Below are 20,747 nucleotides of genomic sequence, written 5' to 3'. Positions count from 1 at the left end.
CCGCTACCGGGGTGTGAGCCCGACGCCCTCGGCCAGCAGCTCGTGGGAGCGCATCGCGTCGTCGTGGTCCGCGACGACGTGCTGGATCATCACCTCGTCGACGCCGACGCGGTCGGAGAGCTGTTCGAGCAGGCCGGCCAGCGTCTCCGGACTGCCCGAGATGGCGCGGGGCCACTCGTCGCCGTCGAGCGTGGCCGGCGTCGGTTCCGGAACGGCTCCGAGTTCGTCGATGGCCTCCTCGACGGACGGCGTCGTGCCGACGACGCCACGCTCCATCCGTTTGTACGACGCCTCGGCCACCGCGCGGAGCCGCGCCGCTTCGGCGTCGCTCTCGGCGGCGACCGCGTTGACCGCGACCATGCAGTCGGGTTCGTCGAGACCACCGGCGAGCTGGCTGGGCTGGAAGGCCTCGCGGTACGCCTCGAAGGCGTGGGTAGCGAACTGCGGCCGGATGAACGCCGCGAAGCAAAACGGCAGACCGAGCTCGCCGGCGATCGTCGCACTCGACGGGCTCGATCCGAGCACCCACGGGGCGGGCGGGGCCGCGTCCGAGCGTGGGATCTCTACGTCGCTGTAGGCGTGTTCCGGCGGATAGTCGTCGTAGAGATGGTTGACGACCGCCTCGATCTTCTCGGCGTGGTCCTCGTCCGGGTTCTGGACGCGGCGGTCGGTCCCCAGCGCGCGGTCGACGGCCGGCGAGCCGTTGGCCCGGCCCAGCCCGGCGTCGATCCGGCCGGGCGCGAGCCCGTCCAGCGCGCCGAACTGCTCGGCGACCTTGAACGGGCTGTAGTGGTTGAGCAACACCGCGCCCGACCCGAGGCGGATCGCCGTCGTCTCGGCGGCCAGGTGGCCGAGCAGCACTTCCGGCGTCGTTCCCGCGAGCTTGTCGGCCATCCCGTGGTGTTCGGCCACCCAGAACCGCTCGTAGCCGAGTCGTTCTGCCTGCTGTGCGGCCGCGACGGTGTTAGCGTAGGCGTCGGTCGCGGTGCCGCCCGCCGGTACCGGGGAGAGGTCGACGATCGAGAGGTCCATAGCCACAGCCCGGAGAGTGCCACGGATAACGGTTTGGCCCGCGCCCGTCCCGGCCGGTAGTTCGCCCGCGGGCGGTCCGAACCCGACATTCGTATTATCCTCGCGACCCAAGCGGCGACCGTGAGCGAGCGACGAGCGCGGGGAGCGCTGGCCGGCGTCGTGTTCCTGGTCCTGCTGGCACAGGTGTTGCTCTACCCGGGCATCGACACACTCGTGGCTGCGCTGGGGGCGACGACCGACCTCCAGGCCAGCATGTGGTTTCTCGCTGCCGAGTTCGGAGCGTTCGTGCTCTGTGCCGGCGTCTGGGGAGTCGTCAGCGACGCGACCGGACGCCGCACGCCCTACATCGTCGCCGGTGCGCTCGGGGGCGCGGCGGGCTACGCCGCGTTGCTGGTCGCGCCCCGGCTCGGCCCCGCCTTCCCGACGGTCCTCGGACTGCGGATCGCTCAGGGAGCGATGACGATCGGTGCCTTCTCGCTGGCGATGACGATGCTGATGGACCTGGACGGGGGCCACGGCCGCAACATGGGGGCAGCGGGGATCGCCATCGGCTCGGGGACGGCACTGGGTGCGCCACTCGGCGGGCAGCTGTACGAGATCGGGCCGCTGGTCCCGGTCGCGGGCGCGAGCGTCCTCCTGACCTGTAGCGCGGTACTGGCCGTGACGGTGACCGACCGGGCACCGACGGACCGGCGCGGCCTCGCTGCGGCCGTCGAGAGCGTCACCGCACGTCCGCGGCTGGTCGTCCCCTACGCCTACGGCTTCATCGATCGCTTTACCGCCGGCTTCTTCGCGCTGGTCGGGACGCTGTACTTCCGGACGGCCTTCGAGCTCTCGCCGGGCGCGACCGGGATCGTGCTCGCGCTCTTTTTCGCGCCCTTCGCGCTCCTGCAATACCCCTTCGGCGTCCTCTCGGACCGGATCGGACGAACGGGTCCGATCGTCGCTGGCTCTGCGTGCTACGGCGTCGCGGTCGTCGGCGTGGGGCTCGCGCCCCGGATCGAGCTGGTCGGCCTCAGCATGGTCGCGGTGGGGATCATCGGCGCGCTGATGGCTCCGGCGACGATGGCACTCGTGACGGACCTGGCGGCCCCCGAAGAACGCGGGGCGGCCATGGCGGGGTTCAACGTCTTCGGGAGCGTCGGCTTCCTCGCGGGGGTGTTGATCGGCGGCACCGTCGCGGAGCGGGCCGGCTACGTCACCGCCTTCCTCGTCACCGGCGGGATCGAGATCGGGATCGCGGCCCTGACCCTGCCCGTGTTTCTTCACTGGCGTCGCCGCGGCGCGGCCCCGAGCGCGTAGCCGGGCCGCTCTCGTCGCCACGGAGGATCGACGCGCTCGATTCACACCGAGGGCAGTTCGATCACCGTGTCAACTGATTCGACTGTCGGGACAGTATATCAGTACGGGGCTCCAACGGGGAAGTGTGCCAGAAGAAGTCCTCTTCGAGTCCGAATCCGACCAGCGCCGTACCGATGTCGCCGCGTACCTCCGGCAGGTCGCCGACAGCCTCGACGCGGACGGACCGCTCACGCTGCGTGCGGGCGACCAGTCCGTGACGATGGAGCCCCCGGAGACCGTCGAGTTCGAGGTGAAAGCCGAACGCGAAGGACCGACCGACGGCGACGGCGAACTCAGCGTCGAGTTCGAACTGGAGTGGCCGGAGAACGCCGACGGCGACGCGTCGGGGAGCGGGACGCTCGAAATCGAGTGAGGGGACGCCACGCCGATCCCAGAGAGGTAACCCCTTTACTCGTCCGGTCGGACCGGCAGGTATGAAACTGGTGAGCCGGCTCCTCGGGGGCGGCGACGATGCGAGCGAGCCGCGGGTGGGAGTGTTCGTCGACGGACCGAACGTGCTGCGCAGCGAGTTCGACGTGGACCTCGACGACGTGCGCGAGGAGGCCGAAAACTGGGGGCGGCTGGCGATAACGCGACTCTACGTGGACGAACACGCCACGCCGGGCCTGATTCAGGCCGCGGAGGCGCGTGGCTTCGAGGTCGTCGTCACCAGCGGCGACGTGGACGTGAAGTTGGCCGTCGACGCCACCGCCGCCGGAGCCGACGACGCGATCGATCTGCTGGCGATCGTCTCGCGAGACACCGACTTCAAGCCCGTCCTGGAGAGCGTCGGCGAGCGGGCCATCGAGACGCTGGCGATCGCGCCGGGCGAACACGGCCGCTCGGACGCACTCAGGAACGCCGCCCAGAACGCGACGACGCTCGAAGAGTAGCACTCCTTTTGTCTCGGCCGCCCCACGACCGCGTATGGACGAACTCGACACGCCGGTACTGGACAACCACCTCCACCTCGATCCGGTCAACGGTCGCGGGGTCGAAGCCGTCGCGGAGTTCGCCGACCACGGCGGGACCCACCTGAACGTGCTGAACAAGCCCTCCTGGAACCTCGTCGAGGCGGCGACCGACGAGTCGATCTTCCGGGAGTGTTTCGATCTGACGGTCGAGATCACGGCGGCGGCCGACGAGGTCCTGCCCGGCAAGGCCTGGCCGGTGCTTGGCGTCCATCCGGCGCTGATCAGCCGGCTCGTCGACGACGGCTACGCGCCCGCGGAGGCCCGGGACATCATGCAGGCCGGGCTGGACGTGGCCGCCGAGTACGTCGCCGACGGCCCGGCGCTGGCGATCAAGTCCGGGCGGCCGCACTACGAGGTCGACGACGCCGTCTGGGAGGCGTCGAACGCGGTGATGCGCCACGCCTTCGATCTGGCCGGCGAGGTGGGCTGTGTCGTCCAGCTCCACACGGAGGGCGGCGAGGAGTTCACCGAGATCGCCGAGTGGGCCGAGAGCGAGGGGCTGCCCCGCGAGCAGGTCGTCAAACACTACTCGAACGGCCGCGTCCGCGGCCCGGTCAAGAGCGTCATCGCCAACAAAGACGACATCGAGGACGCTATCGAGACCGACGAGCCGTTCCTGATGGAGACCGACTACATCGACGACCCCGACCGACCCGGCGCGGTGCTCGGACCGAAGACAGTCCCGCGGCGGGTCCGGTGGCTCCTGGAGGAGGGGCACGACGAGGCCGTCCACCGGGCCCACGTCGAGACGCCCGCCCGCGTGTACGGCGTCGACACCGAGGCGACGCTGGACGGGTGAGCGACGCCGTCGAGGTCCCGCAGGGCTGGTGAGGACGGCGAGACTGGGAGACGCCGACCGTGACCCACCGGGCGGGGGCTCAGATAATCGCGCTGACCTCGTCGACGATTGCCGATTCGACGAACACGATTGCGTGGTCACCGACCTCGATCGTCGTATCGCCGCGTGGCGTCACGAGTGTGCCGCTACGGGAGACCGCCCCGACGACGACGCCCGGCGGGAGGTCCTGAACGGCGTCGGCGATCGGGCGACCCGCCAACACGCTGTCGGATTCGATCTCGATCTCGATGACTTCCGCCAGATCGTGTTCGAGCATGGCGATCTTCTCGGTTCGGTTGTCCCGCGTGAAGCGAACGATCTCCTCGGCCGTCTCCTCGCGGGGGTTGACCGCGATGTCGACGCCGACAGTCTCGAACAGGTCGGCGTACTCGACCTGGTTGACGACGGCGATCGTCCGGTCGACGCCGATGCGCGCGGCCAGCAGCGAGACGAGCAGGTTCTTCTCGTCGCTTTCCAGAGCGGCGGCGACGACGTCCGCCTCGTCGACGCGCTCTTCGAGGAGAAACTCCGAATCGGTCGCGTCGCTCTGGAGGACGGTCGTGTTCGGGAGCTGTTCGGCCAGTTCGCGGGCCCGATCCTCGTCGCGCTCGATCAGTTGTGGATAGTACCCGTGTTCTTCGAACAGGCGAGCGACCTGGAACCCGATCTTGCTGCCGCCGACGATGACGACCGAGTCGGCCCCGCTCTCCTCGTCCGCACACACCGTATCGGTCGCGAAGTCGCCGATCGAATCCGGGCTCCCGATGACGACCACCCGGTCGCCGATCTCGATGACGGTGTCGCCGGTCGGAATGATGACTGCCTCGTCTCGGAACAGGGCGGCGAACGTCAGCGACGCGTAGCGGTCCGCGTCTCTGACTGACTGGCCGGTGACCGGACTGTCCTCGTCGATCTCGAACTCCGCCATCCGGACGATTCCGCCCGCGAACGTATCGACGTCCTGGGCACCGGGCACGCCGGAGATGCGGAAAATGGCTTCTGCGGTCAACAGGTCGGAACTGACCATGAAGTCGACATCGAACGCCCGGTTCGTGTTCTGCCACGTCTCCAGGAGGTCCCGGCGCTTTACCCGCGCGATGGTGAACGCGTCAGAGATCGCCTTCGCCGCGCCGCAAGCGACGATGTTGGTCTCGTCGATGTCGGTACTGGCGATCAGCATGTCGGCCTCCTCGACGCCGGCCTCTCGGAGAACGTCGAGTTTGGTACCGTCGCCCTCGATCGCGAGCACGTCCAGCGAGTAGGTGAGTTCTTCGACGAGTTCGGCGTCGCGTTCGACGACCACGACGTCGTGTCCGTCGGCGAGGTTCGCGGCGATCGAGCGGCCGACCTCACCGGCCCCGACGACGATCACGCGCATACGGTCCACTCCCGTGTCATTCCCACGACTTTCCGGAGGTGTCGGCAAGTACGTTACGGACCCGCTACGATCGGTCCAGTCGGCCGACGAACAGCGCGAGCACCGGCACGATCTCGAGGCGACCGATCCACATCAGGAACACCATCAACAGCTTCGAGGTGTCCGGGAGATCGAGGTAGCTCCCGAACGGCCCCAGGCGGCCGAATCCCGGGCCGATGTTCCCCAGTGCTGCCAGTGAGGCACTGACCGACTCAAGGACGGTCAGGTCGTAGCCCACTCGCGCAGAATCGAGACCGAGAAAGACCGCGCTAATGCCGAACAGCACCAGGTACAGCAGCGTAAAGCCCATGATTCCGCGGATCGCGTCCTCGTCGACGACCCGTCCGGCGAGCCGAACCGGACGAACCGTGTTTGGATTCGCCGTCGTGAACAGTTCCCGACGGACCGCTTTGAACACGACGAGCCACCGGACGACCTTCACGCCCCCGCCGGTCGATCCGGCCGAGCCGCCGATAAACATCGTAAAGAGCAGGAAGATCTTCGTGTGGTCGTCCCACTGGGCGAAGTCGCTGGTCGCGAATCCCGTCGAGTTCAGCAGGGAAGCGATCTGGAAGGCCGCCTGACGCAGCGCGTTCTCGGTCGCGCCGGCCGTCGTCCCGCCGAGTTCGAGCGGCGGTGCGGCCCCGCGGAACAGCAGCGCCGACAGCACGGCGATCAGTACCGCCGTCGCACCGGCGTAGGCCCGGAGCTCCGTGTCTTCGAGCAGCGATCGGAACTCGCCGCGGACGACGTGCCAGAACAGGGCGAAGTTGACACCAGCCGCGACCATGAACGGGATCGCGACCCACTGGACGATCGGCTTGAACGCGGCGATACTGGCGGCCTCGGGCGAGAAGCCGCCAGTCGGCATCGTCGAGAAGCCGTGGGCGACCGCGTTGTACAGCGTCATGTTCTCGGCCAGCCCGACGAGCTGGAGAGCGTACATCACGGCGACGTACAGCACGGTGAAGCCGAAGTAGATCAGCCACAGCGCGCGGGCCGTCTCGACGATCTTGGGGGTGAGCTTCTGGAGTTCCGGGCCGGGGGCCTCGGACTGCATCAGCTGTGCGCCGTTGACCGCCAGCTCCGGCAGAATCGCGATCATTAGGACGATGATCCCCATGCCGCCCAGCCACTGGGTGAGCTGTCGCCACAGCATCACCGCGTGGGAGTGACGATCCGTGCTGATCTCGCCCAGCACCGTCGCTCCCGTCGTCGTGAAGCCGCTCGTCGACTCGAAGAGGGCGTTGACCGGGTTGGCCAGCGTCGACGCTGGCGTGCTCGGGGCCATCACGAACGGGACGCCGTTCCCGGCGATCAGATAGGGGATCGCCCCGACGGCGGCCGCGGCCAGCCACGCGAACGAGACCAACACGAGCGCCTCGCGGGGGCCGACGTCTGGCTCCGGATCGAGCTGTTCGAGTGCCAGCCCGAGCACGGCGGTGGCGGCGATCGACACGACGAAGACGGCGATATCCTCGCCGTAGACGACCGCGACGACGAGGGGCACCAGCATCGTCAGAGAGAGGTACTTCACGACGGTACCGACGAGGCTCATGCTGGCCCGCCAGTCGACGCCCCAGCTCACGGCCGACCACGCCCGCACATCACTATCGGGTATCCGACTGTCGGACACTATCAAATCACCGAAACGCCCGTGGTGGTTTCGTGACGAGAAAGGCGATACGAATCGACGGCAACCGAGGCCGTCCCGACTGCAGTCAGCTTCTTTGCGTCAGGGACCCTACGACCACAAACGTGGCACGAACGGATCACCGGCCGCTCGTCCTCGTCGTCGAAGACGAGGAGAGCGTGGCCGAGACGTACGCGCTCGCCCTCGACGAGGCGTTCGAGACACGCGTCGCGATCGGTGGAGCCGCCGGTCTCGACGCCATCGACGACGACGTCGACGCCGTGTTGCTCGACCGGCGAATGCCGGAGCTGCACGGGGACGACGTGCTCGCCGAGTTGCGCGAGCGAGGGTACGACTGTCCCGTGATCATGGCGACCGCCGTCGGTCCGGACCTCAACATTCTGGAGATGGACTTCGACGACTACCTGACGAAACCGATCGACGGCGAGACGGTCGCCCAGCACGTCGACCGAGAGCTCGACGAGCGGCTCGACGAGTTCTTCGAGCTCCGATCGAAACTCGACGTGCTCGAATCCGAGCAGCCACAGTACGAGCTGGCCGACAGCGAGGAGTACCAGGAGCTAAAGCGGCGGGCGAGCGAGCTCCGCGGGCAACTCGAAGCCGAGATCGACGACTTCGAGAGCGTCGTCGAGACCCACGAACAGATCGAGCGGGGAAGCTAGGGCCGCCGCCGGGGCCCAGCCAGACGAAAGCTCCTTTGGGGTAAAACAACCAAAATTGTTTTACGCACAACGAGCTTTGTGTTCGCCGATGGCGCACGTATCGCTTCCCCACGACGCCAAGGCAGGCCCGACGAAGCCGGAAGTCAGGGCCGTCCTGCTCGACAAGCTCGCTCTCGGCCCGGACGACCACTTCGTCGAAGTCGGTTCCTGTACCGGTGCCGTGACGATCCAGGCGAGTCGCCGGGCCGGATCGATCACTGCCCTGGAGCGCAAGGCAAGTAAGGTTGCAACGACGCGCAAGAACCTCGCGGCCAACGACGCGGCCGCCGACGTGACCGTCCGCGAGGCCGAGGCCCCCGACGGACTCCCCGACGACGCCGACGCGCTCTTTCTGGGCGGGAGTCGGAACTACGAGGCGATCCTCGACCACGCCGTCGAGACCGAGGTCGATCGGATCGTGATGAACGTCTCGCGGCTCGAAGTGGCGGGTAGCGCGACCGAGGCGTTCCGCGAGCGAGAGATCCTCGACGAGGTCGTCCAGTTCCAGGTGAGCCACGGCTACGAACTCGCCGGGGCGACGAGCTTCGACGCCGAGAACCCGGTGTACATGCTCGTCGGCGGTGCGGGGAACCGGGAGAGAGAGCAGTGACCCTCTACGGCGTCGGGCTCGGCCCCGGGGACGCCGACCTCGTGACCGTGCGCGGGCGCGAGGTCCTCGAAACCGCCGACGTGGTGTACACGCCCGGCAGGCTCTCGCGGTCGGTCGCGACGGCGTACGTCGACGAGGACCGGATCGGAGACCTCGACTTCCCGATGACTCGCGACGAGGACGAACTCCGCCGGGCCTGGAAGGCGGCCGCCGCCGAGATCGCACCGCGAGCCCGCGACGGGACGGCGGCGTTCGTGACGCTCGGGGACCCGAACGTCTACTCGACGTTCGGCCACCTGCGCCGGACGCTGGACGCGTTCCACCCCGACGTGACCGTCGAGACGATTCCCGGCGTCAGCGCCGTCAGCGCGTTCACGACGGCGCTTGGCGTCGAAGTGGCGGCCGGCGCGAGCCTCACGCTCCACGAGGCGGCCCGCGGCGCGGCCCCGACCGGGCCAGACCGGATGGTGCTGTTCAAGGTGACGGACGTGCCGGCGACCCACGAACGGCTCGTCGACGCCGGCTACGAGGTCGTCTACGGCCGCCGGCTCTACATGGAACAGGGAGAGACGGTCGTCACCGACGACCCCGAGGAACTCGCGGAACGGGACTACTACACGCTGGCCTACGCCGAGAAGCGAGGGCTCGAAGCCGAGCCGGCGACGGCGACCTTCGAGACGGCAGACGAGCGGGGAGAGGCCGGGACGGCCGTCGAGGCGACCGACGGCGATGCCAGCGCCGACGCGTCCGCGGGGGGACAGCGATGACTGACCCACAGGACGCGATCGACGCGGCCGCGGACGACCGCGAGGACCGCGACGACCGGATACAGGCCCACGCCGCTGGCGACGTACAGGACGGGATCCCCTTCGTCGGTGCCGGCCCCGGCGATCCGGGACTGCTGACGGTCACCGGCAGGGAACTGGTCGAGGACGCGGATCTGGTCGTCCACGCCGGCTCGCTGGTCAACAGCGAGCTGCTCGACGCCTACTGTGCGGACGCCGAACGGGTTTCGAGCATCGGCAAGGACCTCGAAGAGCTGGTGCCGCTGATGCGAGACGCCTACGAGGACGGGCGTGACGTGGTGCGGCTCCACAGCGGCGATCCGGCGATCTACGGCGCGGCGCTGGAACAGATGGACGCGCTGGAACACGAGGGCGTTCCGACCTACATCGTCCCCGGCGTGACCTCGGCGTTCGCGGCGAGTGCGACGCTGCGGACCCAGCTGACCCTGAACGGCGTGGCGAACCACGTCGCCTTCACCCGCCCGCAGGGCAAGACCCTCGACGCCGAGGACGACCACATCTCCGAGTTCGTCGAGATGGGCGACGTGACGACCTGCCTCTATCTGGGGACCCACGCCGTCGCCGAGACGATGGACCGCCTGCTCGACGACGGTCACGACCCGGACACCCCGGTCGCCGTCGTCTATCACGCCTCCTGGCCGGACGAGGACGTGATCGAGGGAACGATCGAGACGATCGGCGACCGCGTCGAGGCCGCCGGCTACCGCGCCTCGGCGATGGTCGTGATCGGCGACGCGGCCCGGAAGGCGGGCTACGAACGCTCGTATCTGTACGACGGCTGGGCGAATCGCGACGGAAGCGAGAGCGAGGCGGACGACTGATACATGAGTACCGAAACAGACGACAACGACACAGGCAACGAGGAATCGAGCGGCCACTGTTCGACGCCCGACTCGGACGGCGAGGTGGCCGAGGAGATCGCGATCATCAGCTTCGAGCGCAAGCTCGACACCGCGCGCGAGATCGAGGCCGAGATCGGCGACGACTACGAGAGCGTCGACATCGTCGAGTACCACGGCGACGTGTTCGAGGAGCACTGGGGCGAGTACGACTGCTTCGTCGGCCTGATGGCCTCGGGCATCGCGATGCGAAAGACCGCGCCGCTGCTCGACGACAAGTGGGACGACCCCGCGATCGTCGTGATCGACGAGGCCCTGACCTGGGCCATCCCGATCACCGGGGGCCACCACGGTGCCAATCAGGTCGCCAACGACCTCGCCCGCCTCGGCGCGGTGCCGGCGATGACGACCGCGAGCGAGGCCGCGGGCAAGCAGGGCGTCGAGAGCAAGGCGAAAGCGCTGGACACCCACGTCGTCAACGGCGACTCGACGGTGGCGACGAACCTCGCGGTGCTGAACGAGGAACTGGGTCCCGTGGCGCGACTCGACGGCCCGAAGGCCGTCCTCGTGGGCGACGACGTGACCGTGCTCAAGCGCAACGGAGACGACGGCGTGGTGCTGGGGACGGGGACGGTCTCCGGCGTCGACACCCAGCAGGTGCTCGACGCCTGGGACGCCGCGCTCGACGACCTGGATCTCGACCGCTCGGACGTGGACTTCGTCGCCACGGGGACCCGAAAGGAGGGCGAAGACGGGCTCTACGAGGCCGCCCAGGAGATCGGGGCCGGCGTCGTCCTCTTCGAGAAAGAGACTCTGGAAGCGTTCGAGGGCCCCTCGCCCTCCCGGTCGAAGGAGCTGATCGGCTGGCCGGGCATCGCGGAGGCCTCGGCCATCGCTGGCGGCCGCGAGCACGACCTCGCCCGCGAGAAGGAGCGCTTCGACGACGCCGTCACCGTGGCGGTGGGGCGGTAGAATGGCAGCGGAGTCGCCCGGCGATTCGGACGCGAGCGGCTCAACCGACGCCGAGGAATACGGCACGCTCTCCGTCGTCGGGATCGGTCCCGGCCTCCCCCACGCGATGACACAGGAGGCCAAAGACGTGATCCGCACCGCGGACTGCGTCATCGCCTCCAACCTCTACCAGGAGTTCCTCCGCAAGGACGGCACGCTGCCACCCGAGAGCGCGGCGATCGAGGCGGTCGCGGACGGAGGGGCCGACAGCGAGTCGGGGACCGTCCTCGAACGGCCGAACGGGACCCGCCAGGAGCTGGTGCGCTCCTCGATGGGCCGCCAGATCGAACTCGCCAGAGAGGCCTTCGAGCGGGTTCGAGCGGGAGAGGACGTGGCCCACGTCTCGGGCGGCGACCCGAACGTCTACGGCAAGAGCGACCTGCTGTACACGATGGCCGAGGCCGAGGGCGCGACCGACGTGCCCATCGAGGTCGTCCCCGGCGTGACGGCGGCGCTCGGCGGCGCGGCCAACCTCGGCGCGCCGCTGTCGAACGACTTCTGTACGATCTCGCTGTCCGACAAGTGGCGCGGCTGGGACGAGATCGAGGAGAAGCTCCGGGCCGCGGCGATCAGCGGCTTCGTCGTCGTCCTCTACAACTGCTGGCGCGACTACGAGCGCGCCATCGACGTGCTCCGCGAGGAGCGGGCCGACGACGTACCGGTGGGCATCTTCAACGACGCCGGCCGCGGCGAGGCCGGTCGCAATCTGGAGGACGAGACCCACACGATCACGACGCTGGGCGCGGCGACCGACCACGACGACGAGGTCGGCGGCATGGGCACCTCGATCCTCGTGGGCAACCACGAGACGGAGGTCTGGGAGAACGACTACGGCAAACACCTCGTCACCCCGCGCGGCGGGCGTGACGTCGACGACTTCTGAACAATGAGCACTGACGACACCACCGACGCGAGTACCGACACCGAATCGAACTGTGGCGCGAGCAGTACCGACGACGACAGCGCCGCCACGTGCGGGGCCAGCGGCGACAGTTCGTCGTCCGGTTCCGGCTGTGGCGGCTCGGATTCGACGACCGACGAGAAGGTCGGCGCGACCGTCGACGACTTCGACGCCGACCCCGGCCGCCTCGTGGCGGTCGGGCTCGGTCCCGGCCAGCCCGAGGGGATGACCCAGCGGGCGCGGGGCGCGCTGCTCGACGCGGAGCACATCGTCGGCTACACGACCTACGTCGACCTGCTGCCAGCGGAGATCACCGAGTCGGCCGAGGAACTGTACGACACGCCGATGTGTGGCGAGGTCTCTCGGACGGAGGAGGCTATCGACCGCGCGCTGGCGGGCAACGACGTGGCGATCATCGGCAGCGGCGACCCCAACGTCTACGCGCTCGCCGGCCTCGCACTGGAGATCCTCGAATCGAAGGGCGGGACGGCAAGCGCCGTCGACTTCGAGGTCGTCCCCGGCGTGCCCGCGGCCCAGTCCTGTGGCGCGCGGCTGGGCGCACCGCTGGTCAACGACACCGTCAGCGTCTCGCTGTCCGACCACCTGACGCCGATGGAGACCATCGAGTCGCGCCTGCACGCCGTCGCCGACGAGGGCTTCACCATCGCCGTCTACAACCCCTGGAGCCGCAAGCGACGGGAGAACTTCCAGCGGTGCTGTGAGATCCTGCTGGACCACCGGGACCCGGACACGCCCGTGGGGATCGTCCACGGCGCGGGCCGCGAGGACGAAAGCGTCGAGATCGTCACGCTGGGCGAGCTCGAAGACCTCGGCGAGACCGACCTGATCGACATGACGACGACCATCCTCGTGGGCAACGAGGACACCTACGTCTGGGACGACCGGATGGTGACGCCGCGGGGGTACGAGTCCAAGTATGACTACTGAGTACCGCGTGGCACTCGACCGGGCGGCCTGCGACGGGATCTTCGCCTGTCTCGTCCGTGACGATCGGTTCGTGGAGGCCAGCGACGGGCTGGCGACGATCGGCGCGACCGACGCGGACGGCGAGGAGACCGTCGTCGCGACGTTCGACGACGACCGGATCGAGGCGGCTCGACAGGCCGCGGCCGCCTGTCCGGTCGACGCGATCTCGGTGTCGGAGGGGAGCGATGAGTGACGCCGACAGCGCGAGGGCGACGCCGAGAGCCGCCGAGGACCTGCTGACGGTCACGCCCGGAACGGCGTACTTCTGGGGCCGGGTCGCCGGAGACGGCGATCTCACCGCGGACTGCGTGACCGTCAGGGCGGGCGACGAGACGGCCGCGAACGCGCTGGCGGCGGTGGCGGGTGCCGATCGCACCGACCGCGACCACCGCGTCGCCGAGCGCGAGTCGGCCCACGACGCCTCGATCGTCCGGTACGAGGACGCCTACGAGCTACGGGTGTTCGGCCCGCCCGCGGACCGAGCGAGCGCGGCCCTCGGTCTCCCGCTGGACGGCCAGCCCGGTGGCTACCGCTTCGACGCCTTCAGCGAGGAGCGAGCGGCGCTGGTGCGTGGCCTGCTGGAGGCCTGCGGGACGGTCTGTTTCCGCGAGTCCGCCGGGTCGGTCGGGGTCTCGTTCGTCCACGACGACGAGCGGCTGCTGGCGACGATCCAGTCGCTGCTCGCCGAGGCAGCGCCGACGCTGCCGACGGACGACCGCTCGGAGACGTCCTCGGGGGGCTACTGGTTCGGGCTCGCCGACGACGCCGACGTGGCGGCGTTGGCCGAGTGGGTGTACGCCGGCAGCGACGAGACGGGGCTCTACTCGGCCCAGCGCCGCCAGAAGCTCCGGCGCAGCGTCGAACGCGCGACCGGGAGCGACGTGGGGGCGTTAGAATGACCGCCGACGCCGCCGCGACGCCGGTCTCGCTCGACGACGAGGCCGTCCTGCTGGTCGGGCACGGCTCTCGACGCGAGAAGTCGAACGAACAGGTCCGGGAGCTGGCCGCGGCCGTCGAGGAGCGCCTCGGCGTGCCGACCGACGCGGGCTTTCTCGAACTCGCCGAGCCCTCGATCGAGGCGGCCATCGCGGGACTGGCGGCGTCGGTCTCGCGGGTCACCGTCGTCCAGCTCTCGCTCTTCGCCGCGAGCCACGTCAAGAACGACGTGCCGCTGGCGGTCGAGCAGGCCCGCTCTGCCCATCCCGATCTGACGATCCACAACGGGGCACACCTCGGCGTCCACCCGGCGATCGTGGACCTGCTGGACGATCGCGCGGCGGCGGTCGAGGCGGAACTCGGACTCGACCGCACGGCCGACGACCTGACGGTCGTCCTCTGTGCGCGGGGCTCCAGCGACCCCGACGCCAACAGCGACGCGCACAAACTGGCGCGCCTGCTGTACGAGGGGCGCGCGTTCGACCACGTCGAGACGGGCTTCATCGGCGTGACCGAACCGCTCCTGGAGGACACGCTGCACACGGTCGCCAAGCGGCGACCGGACGGCGTCGTCGTCCTCCCGTACATGCTCGGCGACGGGGTCCTCACCCAGCGGATTCGAGACCGCGCCGACGCGTTCGACGAGGAGTACCCCTACGTCGACGCCGCGGCCGGCGACCCCCTCGGGACGGACTCGCGGCTGCTGGACGTGCTGGGCGACCGCTGGCAGGAGGCCCGCACCGACAGCGTCGAGATGTCCTGTGACACCTGCAAGTACAAGGTCGAACTCGACGGCTACGAGGAAGACGTGGGCGGCGCGCGCGCGATGCTCCGGGCGCTGACCCACCAGGAGACCCACGCCGACCGCGAGAACGTCGACGACGAACCCCACGCACACGACGCCCCGGAGAAACACGTCGCCGTCTGTACGAACCAGACCTGCGCGGCCGACGGCTCGGCCGCCGTCCTGGAGCGGCTCCGGCAGGCCGAACGCGACTCGGAGGCCTGTGACGCCCGCGTGACCCGCTCCTCGTGTCTCGGTCGCTGTGGCGAGGGGCCGATGGTCGCCGTCTACCCCGACGGCGTCTGGTACGGCGGCGTCGGCGAGGACGACGCCGAGCGGATCGTCTCCTCGCACCTCGACCGTGACCGCATCGTCTCAGAACTCGTCGATCAAACACTCTCACAATGAGCTGCTACGAAATCGAAGCGCTCCGACTCGGACTGATGAACGTACTGGGAAGCGAAGACGAACACGCGCGCGAGCACGCGGAAAAAGAACTTGAAGGCGAGCTCGACGGCCCGATCGAGGCCCTGGCAGAGGCCCAGTCGCTCTCGGCCATCGAACGCCACCTCGACGCGGCGCTGGTCGATCTCGAAGCCGAGATCGCCGAGGCCGACCCGGACAGTCAGGAGTACGACTACATGCGGGGGCGACTCGTCGCGGTCCGGGACGCCGAGCGGGCGGTCCACCGGCTGACGAGCCAGGGTGAGAGCGTCCTCGACGGGCTAGGCGAGGCCCACGACGTGCTCCACGAAGCCTTCCCGGTCGATGAGTGAGCGGCCGAAGCCACGGTCGGTCGGCCTCGGCGAACCGTCTCCGGCGCGGTCGCGCCACGCGGGCCGGCGCTCGGCAGTCGCGCTGACGGGTGAACTGGTCGTCGTCGGGACGGCGACGGGCGACGTGATCGCGTTCGATCACGCCACCCTGACAGAGCAGTGGCGCGCGGACCGCGAGGGAGCGGACGCCGCCGTGGTCGCGCTCGCGGCGTTCGGCGACGCGGTCCTCGCCGGTGAGCGAGGCCCGGACGGGCGGGTGCGGTGCTACGAGGCGGCGACGGGTCGACGGCGCTGGCAGCACGCGACGGCGGCAGAGATCGGCGAGCCACAGAGAGAGACGCGGTTCTTCTTGCCGTTCGTCGCAGACATCGTGACCGACGAGGACCGCGCGTACGTCGCCGCCCGCCGCTACGAGCGCGACGGCGACCGCCGCTCGTTTCGAAGCGTCGTCTCCGCGTTCGCCGACGACGGGACGCGACGCTGGCAGTTCGAGGCCGACGCGTCGCCGATCAGCCTCGATCGGCGAGACGACCGCCTCGCGGTCGCGTACAACCGCTGTCCCGGCAGCCACCAGCGGGGCCTCGTCGTGCTCGACGCCGAACGCGGGACGAGCCACTGGCAGTGGGACCCCGACAGCGACGGACAGCGCCGGGTCGGTGACGTCGCGCTCGTCGAGGACGGTGCCCTCGTCGCGAGTCACGGCGACTACTGTGGCTACCGCCTCGACGACGGCGGCACCGTCCGGTGGCGCGCCGAGCTGGCGACACGGACGACGGTCGGCGACGAGACGCTGTACGCGTACCCGAACCACGTCGCCGCCAGCAACGGAGCGTCCGTCTTCGTCACCGGCAACACCTACGCCGTCGACGGCCGCGAGACCGACGCCCTCCACCCCGCGGAACACACCGCCTTCGGCTACGGACCGGAGGGCCAACGTCGGTGGTCGGCCGACGTAGGCGGGTTTGCCGGCGAGATCGCCGTCGCGGACCACCACGTAGTCGTGCCGGGCGCACAGCACTTCCGGACGCGCGATGCCGACTGTCACGGCCTGCGGGTGCTGTCGGCCCGGGACGGCCCGGTAGCGAGCCGCAAGACCGACGGCATCGTCACGGCGGTCGCGGCCGACGGAGACCGCGTCGTCGCCGTCGAGGAGCCCGTCGTCTACCACGACGACGGCACCGAGCACGGTGCGTATCGTCTTCTCGTCGATCGTGCGCCGAGAAGCCAGTCGGCGAGGAGTTCACAGGGCCGGTAGCCCGCTCGGCAGTTTCTCCGCGACACGCGGTCGGTGATACTGCCGGCTGTAACTTCGTGCAGATATTCGCCAGCCCGGGGTCGCGAAATGATGTACAGATTTACAGCCGGTAGTATGAGAAGTCTCGTCACACCGGTCGGGTGAAGCTATTCGCGATGGCAAAATCGGTCACGGACTGTCAGTCGACAGTGACGCCGAGCCGGGACCCGTCGGGACCGAACTCCTCGGCCAGCAGCGCGGCCACGTCGTCGGGTCGCACGTCCGAGTACCAACTGCTCCGAGGGTGGACCGCGATCGCCGCGCCGTCGGCGCTACAGAGTCCGAGACAGCCCGTCTCGGCGACGTAGACGCGCGACCACAGCAGGTCGCGCTCGCGGAGCCACTCGACGACGGCGTCGAAGACCGCCTCGCCGCCGGCCTCGCCACAGCAGGCGTGCTCGCTCTCTCGGCCGTTCGTACAGACGAGCACGTGATCGGAGAAGCCCCGCTCGTGGACCTCGGCCGTGCGCTCCTCCATCAGTCCGCACTGAGGGCGGCGTCTGTCCGTGCGGACGGCGTCGCCGATCGAGACGCATCGTCGCCGCCCAGTCGCGCGTGTGTCGCTGCGAGAGCCGTCCACAGGAGGAGCTGGCCGAAGACGACCGTTCCGAGCAGCCCGTCGGCCAGCGCCGGAGAGAGCGAGCCGGTCGCCGGTCCGAAGGGCGTGAGCGTGCCCACTGCGACGAGCAGCGCGAACGGTGCCATCGCTACGGTCCCTGCCGCGAGGCGACCGTACCGGTCGCGAAGTCGGTCGTAGCACACCGCAGACAGCAGGCAGACGACCGCGCCAGCGACCATCATGCCGGCGTAGAGCACCATGCCGGTGTCCGTCGGAATGGCGCGTTCGACGCCCGGAAGCGACGGCGGGAGGAGGAGCCACGGCGCGCCGGAGACGGTGACGAAGCCACCGACCGCGAGCAGCGCGCTCTGGACGGCACCCTCGCCGGGAACGATCGGTTCGAGGACGTAGCCGGCGACGCCGAAGACGACCGTCCCGAGCAGCAGGCCCCACAGCACGCTGGCACCGACGCTCACGACGTTCGTCACCGTCGCCGAGACGGCGCTCTCGTGGTGACCACCGGCCTCGGCGTGGCCTTCCTCGGCGTGGTCTTCGTCAGCGTGGCCTTCCTCGGCGTGGTCTTCGTCAGCGTGGCCCTCCTCAGCGTGGCCTTCCTCAGCGTGACCCTCCTCGGCATGCCCTTCCTCAGCGTGACCCTCCTCGGCATGGCCCTCCTCGGCATGCCCTTCCTCAGCGTGTTCACCGGACGTTCCGGCATCGGCGTGGCCGTGCGTGTCGGCCGCGGCGACGAGCGGATTGGCGACCAGGGCCACGAGTAGCCCGAACAGCAGGCCGGCGACCAGTCCCGCTTTCGCGCCGCGAAGAATGTAGTCGGCGAGCATGATCAGTGACAGACGACCCCGGCGGCGTGTCGGAAGTTGTGCATCGAGTCGTGGGCCATCGGTGCCTGGAGGAAGACCAGCGCGAAGCCCAGCGCGGCCACGAGCGCGATGCCGGCGAGTAACTGTGTCGGAGTCAGTTCCGTCTGTGCCTGTGCGACGCGACCCGAGACGGTGTCGGTAGCAGTCGTCATTGAAACCACGAGTGGATAAGTACAAACTAGATTGTAAAGCTTTCGTCTCTGTTAAATCTCGTTTGCTCTGGCGGCTCCGGCGGCGGCGTCGATCCGTTCGGCCGAGAGCGCGTCCAGGGGCACACGCCGGCCGTCGGTCTCGTCGGCGATCAGCCCCGTGAGGCCGGTGTCGCCGTCGTCCCCGGCGTCGACGACCACGACGGAACTTCCGCGCGCGGCGATCCAGCGGGCCGCGTCGCGCGTCTCCTCGATCGGGCTCCCGTCGGCGACGTTGGCGCGCCCGTCGGTCACGAGGACGACGACGCTGGCGGCCGGATCGGCTCGCCGGATCACGTCGCCGGCAGCGCGCAGTCCCGCCGGCAGCGGCGTTCGATCCCCCGTCGGGAGGTCTTTGAGGTGTCTGGCCGCGAGCGTGACGCTGTCGGTCGGCGGCAAGAGCACGTCGGCCCCCTCACCGGCGAAGGTCACGAACGCGACCTCGTCGCGTTCCTGGTAGGCGTCTTTCAGGAGTTCCAGTACCGTCCCCTTCGCGGCCCGCATCGCCGGCCGCATCGACGCGCTCGCGTCGACGGCGAAGACCACGAGCACGGCGCTGTCCCGTTCCCGGACCGACTGGCGGAGGTCGCGAGACTCGACGCCGGAGCCGCCTCGTGCGGTCGCGGCCCGGACCGAGGCCGCGGCGTCGATCTGGCGGTCCGAGTTCGCGCGCTGGGTTCTGACCCGCGCACCCTCCCCGTCGACGGCGGGAGCGACCGACCCGCGTCCGCTGGCGGCCCGACCCTCGGCGACGACCTCGGGCGCACTGAGGTCGGGCGCGTCGCTCTCGCCGACGGGCGTGGGGGACTGGCCGGGCACCAGCGGCGTCCCCTCGGTCCGTTCGTCGCTCTCGCCGCCGTCGGACTCGTCCTCGCCGCGCTCGGCCTCGCCAGAGTCCTCCCCGGCGTCGACGGCTTCGGAGTCGGGCGGCGGTGACGGGGCGTCGTCTCCGCCGTCGTCGGCCGCCGGCTGCCGTGTCTGCCCCTCGTCGTCGCCGTCCGGCGTGTCTCCTGCACTCTCTTCGTCCGCGGTGTCGTCCCCGCTCTCCTCGTCGGCGGTGTCGCCGTCGGCGTCGTCACCGCCCTCCCCATCGGCCTCACTCTGGTCGCCGTCGCCCTCCGCGTCGGCTTCGGTCTCGTCTCGCTCGGACTCGCCGTCGCCGCCGCTCTCGTCGTCGAAGTGGTCGTCCAGCAGCTCCGAGGCGTCTGGCTCGTCTTCGAAGGGACGCGAGCGGAGTCGGTGGGGCAGGGCCATAGCGGCCGCCCGCCGTACGTCGGATTCGAGGACCTTCGCGCGGTCGTCGAGTGCCGCGAGGGTGCGGGCGGCGCGGGCCGTCGCGATGTCCGCGCGGTGGCCGTCGACGCCCGCGTCGCGGCACAGTTCGGCGATCTCGGTGGTGAACTCTGGGGGCAGCGTCACTGCCGACAGCCCCGCTCGGGCCTCGCGGAGCCGTGTCCGTCGCTCGTCGTCTGGAACGTCGGCCCGCCGGTCGCCGTCGTCGCCGTCTGCAAGCGCCTGCTCGATGATCGCGACCCGGTCGTCGAGGTCGTCGGCACCCGTGACGGTCGCCTGGAGCGCGAAGCGGTCCCGTAGCTGCGGGCGTAGTTCGCCCTCTTCGGGGTTCATCGTCCCGACGAGCGTGAAGTCGGCGGGGTGGGCGACGCTCACGCCGTCGCGCTCGACGCGGTTGGTCCCGCTGGCTGCGGCGTCGAGCAACACGTCGACGAGGTGGTCGTCCAGCAGATTCACCTCGTCGACGTAGAGGATGCCACGGTTCGCTCGCGCCAGCAGTCCGGGGTCGAACTCGTAGTCGCCAGCGAGCGCGTCGGCGACCGAGAGCGTGCCGACGACGCGCTCGCGGGTCGCGCCGAGCGGGAGGGTCACGAGCGGGACCGGGCGCTGCTCGGTCGGCGGGTCGGTCCGCTCGCGACAGTCCTCACACTGGCGGTCGGGCTCGTCGGGCGGACAGCCGTACGGGCAGTCGGCGACGGCGGTCTGGTCGGGGAGCAACGCCGCGAGCGCCCGCACCGCCGTCGACTTGCCGGTCCCCTTCTCGCCCTGAATCAGCAGTCCGTCGAGGTCGTCGTTGGCCGCGACGGTCAACAGCGCCTCTTTGAGTTCCGCCTGACCCACGATGTCGGCGAACCCGAGTTCGCCCGCCCGCCCGGGCGAAGCTTTTTTGCCGCCACCGAAATCAATCATGCTTGTATTAGGACAA

General features: G+C 69.6%; 23 protein-coding genes. 16 read left to right on the top strand and 7 right to left on the bottom strand.

The genetic code is table 11. The annotated features are described in order from the left end of the window. Positions 1-3: 3 nt before the first annotated feature. Positions 4-1,032 carry an LLM class flavin-dependent oxidoreductase gene (locus HALKA_RS0117125; RefSeq protein ID WP_018259153.1) on the bottom strand — a complete coding sequence of 343 codons (1,029 nt, stop codon included), beginning with the start codon at positions 1,030-1,032 and terminating at the stop codon, positions 4-6. 120 nt (positions 1,033-1,152) lie between these two features. On the opposite strand from HALKA_RS0117125, the gene HALKA_RS0117120 reads away from it, so the two are divergent. From HALKA_RS0117120 to HALKA_RS0117105, 4 genes are all read left to right on the top strand, one after another. Next, positions 1,153-2,334: an MFS transporter gene (locus HALKA_RS0117120; RefSeq protein ID WP_018259152.1), complete on the top strand. Its 1,182-nt coding sequence runs from the start codon at positions 1,153-1,155 to the stop codon at positions 2,332-2,334. Between the two features lie 124 nt (positions 2,335-2,458). Continuing rightward, positions 2,459-2,746, top strand: coding sequence for an amphi-Trp domain-containing protein (locus HALKA_RS0117115; protein ID WP_018259151.1), 288 nt, complete (start codon positions 2,459-2,461; stop codon positions 2,744-2,746). 61 nt (positions 2,747-2,807) lie between these two features. Further along, positions 2,808-3,266, top strand: a complete 459-nt coding sequence (locus tag HALKA_RS0117110) for an NYN domain-containing protein (RefSeq protein ID WP_018259150.1) — start codon at positions 2,808-2,810, stop codon at positions 3,264-3,266. A gap of 34 nt (positions 3,267-3,300) precedes the next feature. After that, positions 3,301-4,146 (top strand): TatD family hydrolase, encoded by an 846-nt coding sequence (locus tag HALKA_RS0117105; RefSeq protein ID WP_018259149.1) that lies wholly within the window; start codon positions 3,301-3,303, stop codon positions 4,144-4,146. 79 nt (positions 4,147-4,225) lie between these two features. Here HALKA_RS0117105 and trkA read toward each other — a convergent pair whose 3' ends face one another. Then, entirely contained in the window at positions 4,226-5,563 is a 1,338-nt protein-coding gene (gene trkA / locus HALKA_RS0117100) for a Trk system potassium transporter TrkA (RefSeq protein WP_018259148.1), read from the bottom strand. Positions 5,564-5,627: 64 nt separating this feature from the next. Continuing rightward, the gene (locus HALKA_RS0117095) at positions 5,628-7,190 is read right to left on the bottom strand and encodes a TrkH family potassium uptake protein (protein WP_026190397.1); all 1,563 of its coding nucleotides are present in this window, start codon (positions 7,188-7,190) and stop codon (positions 5,628-5,630) included. Between the two features lie 170 nt (positions 7,191-7,360). Here HALKA_RS0117095 and HALKA_RS0117090 point away from each other — a divergent pair, with 170 nt between their 5' ends. The 12 genes from HALKA_RS0117090 (at position 7,361) to HALKA_RS0117035 (ending at position 16,862) form a co-directional block, all read left to right on the top strand. After that, a complete protein-coding gene (locus HALKA_RS0117090; protein ID WP_018259146.1) occupies positions 7,361-7,918 on the top strand; it encodes a response regulator in 558 nt (185 codons plus the stop codon). 88 nt (positions 7,919-8,006) lie between these two features. Beyond that, complete coding sequence (cbiT, locus tag HALKA_RS0117085; RefSeq protein ID WP_018259145.1) at positions 8,007-8,567, top strand: precorrin-6Y C5,15-methyltransferase (decarboxylating) subunit CbiT; 561 nt, start codon at positions 8,007-8,009, stop codon at positions 8,565-8,567. Further along, positions 8,564-9,334 carry a cobalt-factor II C(20)-methyltransferase gene (locus tag HALKA_RS0117080; protein WP_018259144.1) on the top strand — a complete coding sequence of 257 codons (771 nt, stop codon included), beginning with the start codon at positions 8,564-8,566 and terminating at the stop codon, positions 9,332-9,334. The genes cbiT and HALKA_RS0117080 overlap by 4 nt, the downstream gene beginning before the upstream one ends. Next, a complete protein-coding gene (locus HALKA_RS0117075) occupies positions 9,331-10,194 on the top strand; it encodes a cobalt-precorrin-4/precorrin-4 C(11)-methyltransferase (RefSeq protein ID WP_018259143.1) in 864 nt (287 codons plus the stop codon). Before HALKA_RS0117080 ends, HALKA_RS0117075 begins: the two co-directional genes overlap by 4 nt. A gap of 3 nt (positions 10,195-10,197) precedes the next feature. Then, positions 10,198-11,184 (top strand): cobalt-precorrin 5A hydrolase, encoded by a 987-nt coding sequence (gene cbiG / locus HALKA_RS0117070; protein WP_018259142.1) that lies wholly within the window; start codon positions 10,198-10,200, stop codon positions 11,182-11,184. Position 11,185: 1 nt separating this feature from the next. Next, positions 11,186-12,106 (top strand): precorrin-3B C(17)-methyltransferase, encoded by a 921-nt coding sequence (locus HALKA_RS0117065; RefSeq protein WP_018259141.1) that lies wholly within the window; start codon positions 11,186-11,188, stop codon positions 12,104-12,106. A gap of 3 nt (positions 12,107-12,109) precedes the next feature. After that, positions 12,110-13,072: a precorrin-3B C(17)-methyltransferase gene (cobJ, locus tag HALKA_RS0117060; RefSeq protein WP_018259140.1), complete on the top strand. Its 963-nt coding sequence runs from the start codon at positions 12,110-12,112 to the stop codon at positions 13,070-13,072. Then, positions 13,062-13,304 (top strand): ferredoxin, encoded by a 243-nt coding sequence (locus HALKA_RS0117055; protein WP_026190396.1) that lies wholly within the window; start codon positions 13,062-13,064, stop codon positions 13,302-13,304. Before cobJ ends, HALKA_RS0117055 begins: the two co-directional genes overlap by 11 nt. Beyond that, positions 13,297-14,010: a hypothetical protein gene (locus HALKA_RS0117050; protein ID WP_018259138.1), complete on the top strand. Its 714-nt coding sequence runs from the start codon at positions 13,297-13,299 to the stop codon at positions 14,008-14,010. Before HALKA_RS0117055 ends, HALKA_RS0117050 begins: the two co-directional genes overlap by 8 nt. Next, entirely contained in the window at positions 14,007-15,239 is a 1,233-nt protein-coding gene (locus HALKA_RS0117045; RefSeq protein ID WP_018259137.1) for a CbiX/SirB N-terminal domain-containing protein, read from the top strand. The genes HALKA_RS0117050 and HALKA_RS0117045 overlap by 4 nt, the downstream gene beginning before the upstream one ends. Continuing rightward, the gene (locus HALKA_RS0117040) at positions 15,236-15,607 is read left to right on the top strand and encodes a DUF3209 family protein (RefSeq protein WP_018259136.1); all 372 of its coding nucleotides are present in this window, start codon (positions 15,236-15,238) and stop codon (positions 15,605-15,607) included. The genes HALKA_RS0117045 and HALKA_RS0117040 overlap by 4 nt, the downstream gene beginning before the upstream one ends. Beyond that, positions 15,600-16,862: a BamB-related PQQ repeat family beta-propellar protein gene (locus HALKA_RS0117035; RefSeq protein WP_018259135.1), complete on the top strand. Its 1,263-nt coding sequence runs from the start codon at positions 15,600-15,602 to the stop codon at positions 16,860-16,862. The genes HALKA_RS0117040 and HALKA_RS0117035 overlap by 8 nt, the downstream gene beginning before the upstream one ends. A gap of 178 nt (positions 16,863-17,040) precedes the next feature. On the opposite strand, the gene HALKA_RS0117030 is transcribed toward HALKA_RS0117035, so the two are convergent. Genes HALKA_RS0117030 through HALKA_RS0117015 form a run of 4 tightly spaced genes read right to left on the bottom strand, consistent with a single transcriptional unit; the run spans position 17,041 to position 20,731 of the window. Continuing rightward, positions 17,041-17,379 (bottom strand): (2Fe-2S) ferredoxin domain-containing protein, encoded by a 339-nt coding sequence (locus HALKA_RS0117030; RefSeq protein WP_018259134.1) that lies wholly within the window; start codon positions 17,377-17,379, stop codon positions 17,041-17,043. After that, positions 17,379-18,302, bottom strand: coding sequence for a CbtA family protein (locus tag HALKA_RS0117025; RefSeq protein ID WP_018259133.1), 924 nt, complete (start codon positions 18,300-18,302; stop codon positions 17,379-17,381). The genes HALKA_RS0117030 and HALKA_RS0117025 overlap by 1 nt, the downstream gene beginning before the upstream one ends. 2 nt (positions 18,303-18,304) lie before the next feature. Continuing rightward, the gene (locus HALKA_RS0117020; RefSeq protein WP_015762817.1) at positions 18,305-18,493 is read right to left on the bottom strand and encodes a CbtB domain-containing protein; all 189 of its coding nucleotides are present in this window, start codon (positions 18,491-18,493) and stop codon (positions 18,305-18,307) included. Between the two features lie 51 nt (positions 18,494-18,544). Continuing rightward, on the bottom strand, positions 18,545-20,731 hold the full coding sequence (locus HALKA_RS0117015; RefSeq protein WP_018259132.1) for an ATP-binding protein: 2,187 nt from the start codon (positions 20,729-20,731) through the stop codon (positions 18,545-18,547). Between the last annotated feature and the right edge of the window lie 16 nt (positions 20,732-20,747).

It is taken from the genome of Halomicrobium katesii DSM 19301, assembly GCF_000379085.1.
In the GTDB taxonomy this organism is placed as follows: Archaea; Halobacteriota; Halobacteria; order Halobacteriales; family Haloarculaceae; genus Halomicrobium; species Halomicrobium katesii.
This window is presented reverse-complemented; position numbering and strand designations above follow the sequence as displayed.

Bases quoted from the DNA above. Each gene is read 5' to 3' on its own strand.
- HALKA_RS0117125 (WP_018259153.1), bottom strand. From the start codon at position 1,032: ATGGACCTCTCGATCGTCGACCTCTCCCCGGTACCGGCGGGCGGCACC.
- HALKA_RS0117110 (WP_018259150.1), top strand. From the start codon at position 2,808: ATGAAACTGGTGAGCCGGCTCCTCGGGGGCGGCGACGATGCGAGCGAG.
- HALKA_RS0117105 (WP_018259149.1), top strand. From the start codon at position 3,301: ATGGACGAACTCGACACGCCGGTACTGGACAACCACCTCCACCTCGAT.
- trkA (WP_018259148.1), bottom strand. From the start codon at position 5,563: ATGCGCGTGATCGTCGTCGGGGCCGGTGAGGTCGGCCGCTCGATCGCC.
- cbiT (WP_018259145.1), top strand. From the start codon at position 8,007: ATGGCGCACGTATCGCTTCCCCACGACGCCAAGGCAGGCCCGACGAAG.
- HALKA_RS0117075 (WP_018259143.1), top strand. From the start codon at position 9,331: ATGACTGACCCACAGGACGCGATCGACGCGGCCGCGGACGACCGCGAG.
- cbiG (WP_018259142.1), top strand. From the start codon at position 10,198: ATGAGTACCGAAACAGACGACAACGACACAGGCAACGAGGAATCGAGC.
- HALKA_RS0117065 (WP_018259141.1), top strand. From the start codon at position 11,186: ATGGCAGCGGAGTCGCCCGGCGATTCGGACGCGAGCGGCTCAACCGAC.
- cobJ (WP_018259140.1), top strand. From the start codon at position 12,110: ATGAGCACTGACGACACCACCGACGCGAGTACCGACACCGAATCGAAC.
- HALKA_RS0117055 (WP_026190396.1), top strand. From the start codon at position 13,062: ATGACTACTGAGTACCGCGTGGCACTCGACCGGGCGGCCTGCGACGGG.
- HALKA_RS0117050 (WP_018259138.1), top strand. From the start codon at position 13,297: ATGAGTGACGCCGACAGCGCGAGGGCGACGCCGAGAGCCGCCGAGGAC.
- HALKA_RS0117045 (WP_018259137.1), top strand. From the start codon at position 14,007: ATGACCGCCGACGCCGCCGCGACGCCGGTCTCGCTCGACGACGAGGCC.
- HALKA_RS0117040 (WP_018259136.1), top strand. From the start codon at position 15,236: ATGAGCTGCTACGAAATCGAAGCGCTCCGACTCGGACTGATGAACGTA.
- HALKA_RS0117035 (WP_018259135.1), top strand. From the start codon at position 15,600: ATGAGTGAGCGGCCGAAGCCACGGTCGGTCGGCCTCGGCGAACCGTCT.
- HALKA_RS0117030 (WP_018259134.1), bottom strand. From the start codon at position 17,379: ATGGAGGAGCGCACGGCCGAGGTCCACGAGCGGGGCTTCTCCGATCAC.
- HALKA_RS0117025 (WP_018259133.1), bottom strand. From the start codon at position 18,302: ATGCTCGCCGACTACATTCTTCGCGGCGCGAAAGCGGGACTGGTCGCC.
- HALKA_RS0117020 (WP_015762817.1), bottom strand. From the start codon at position 18,493: ATGACGACTGCTACCGACACCGTCTCGGGTCGCGTCGCACAGGCACAG.
- HALKA_RS0117015 (WP_018259132.1), bottom strand. From the start codon at position 20,731: ATGATTGATTTCGGTGGCGGCAAAAAAGCTTCGCCCGGGCGGGCGGGC.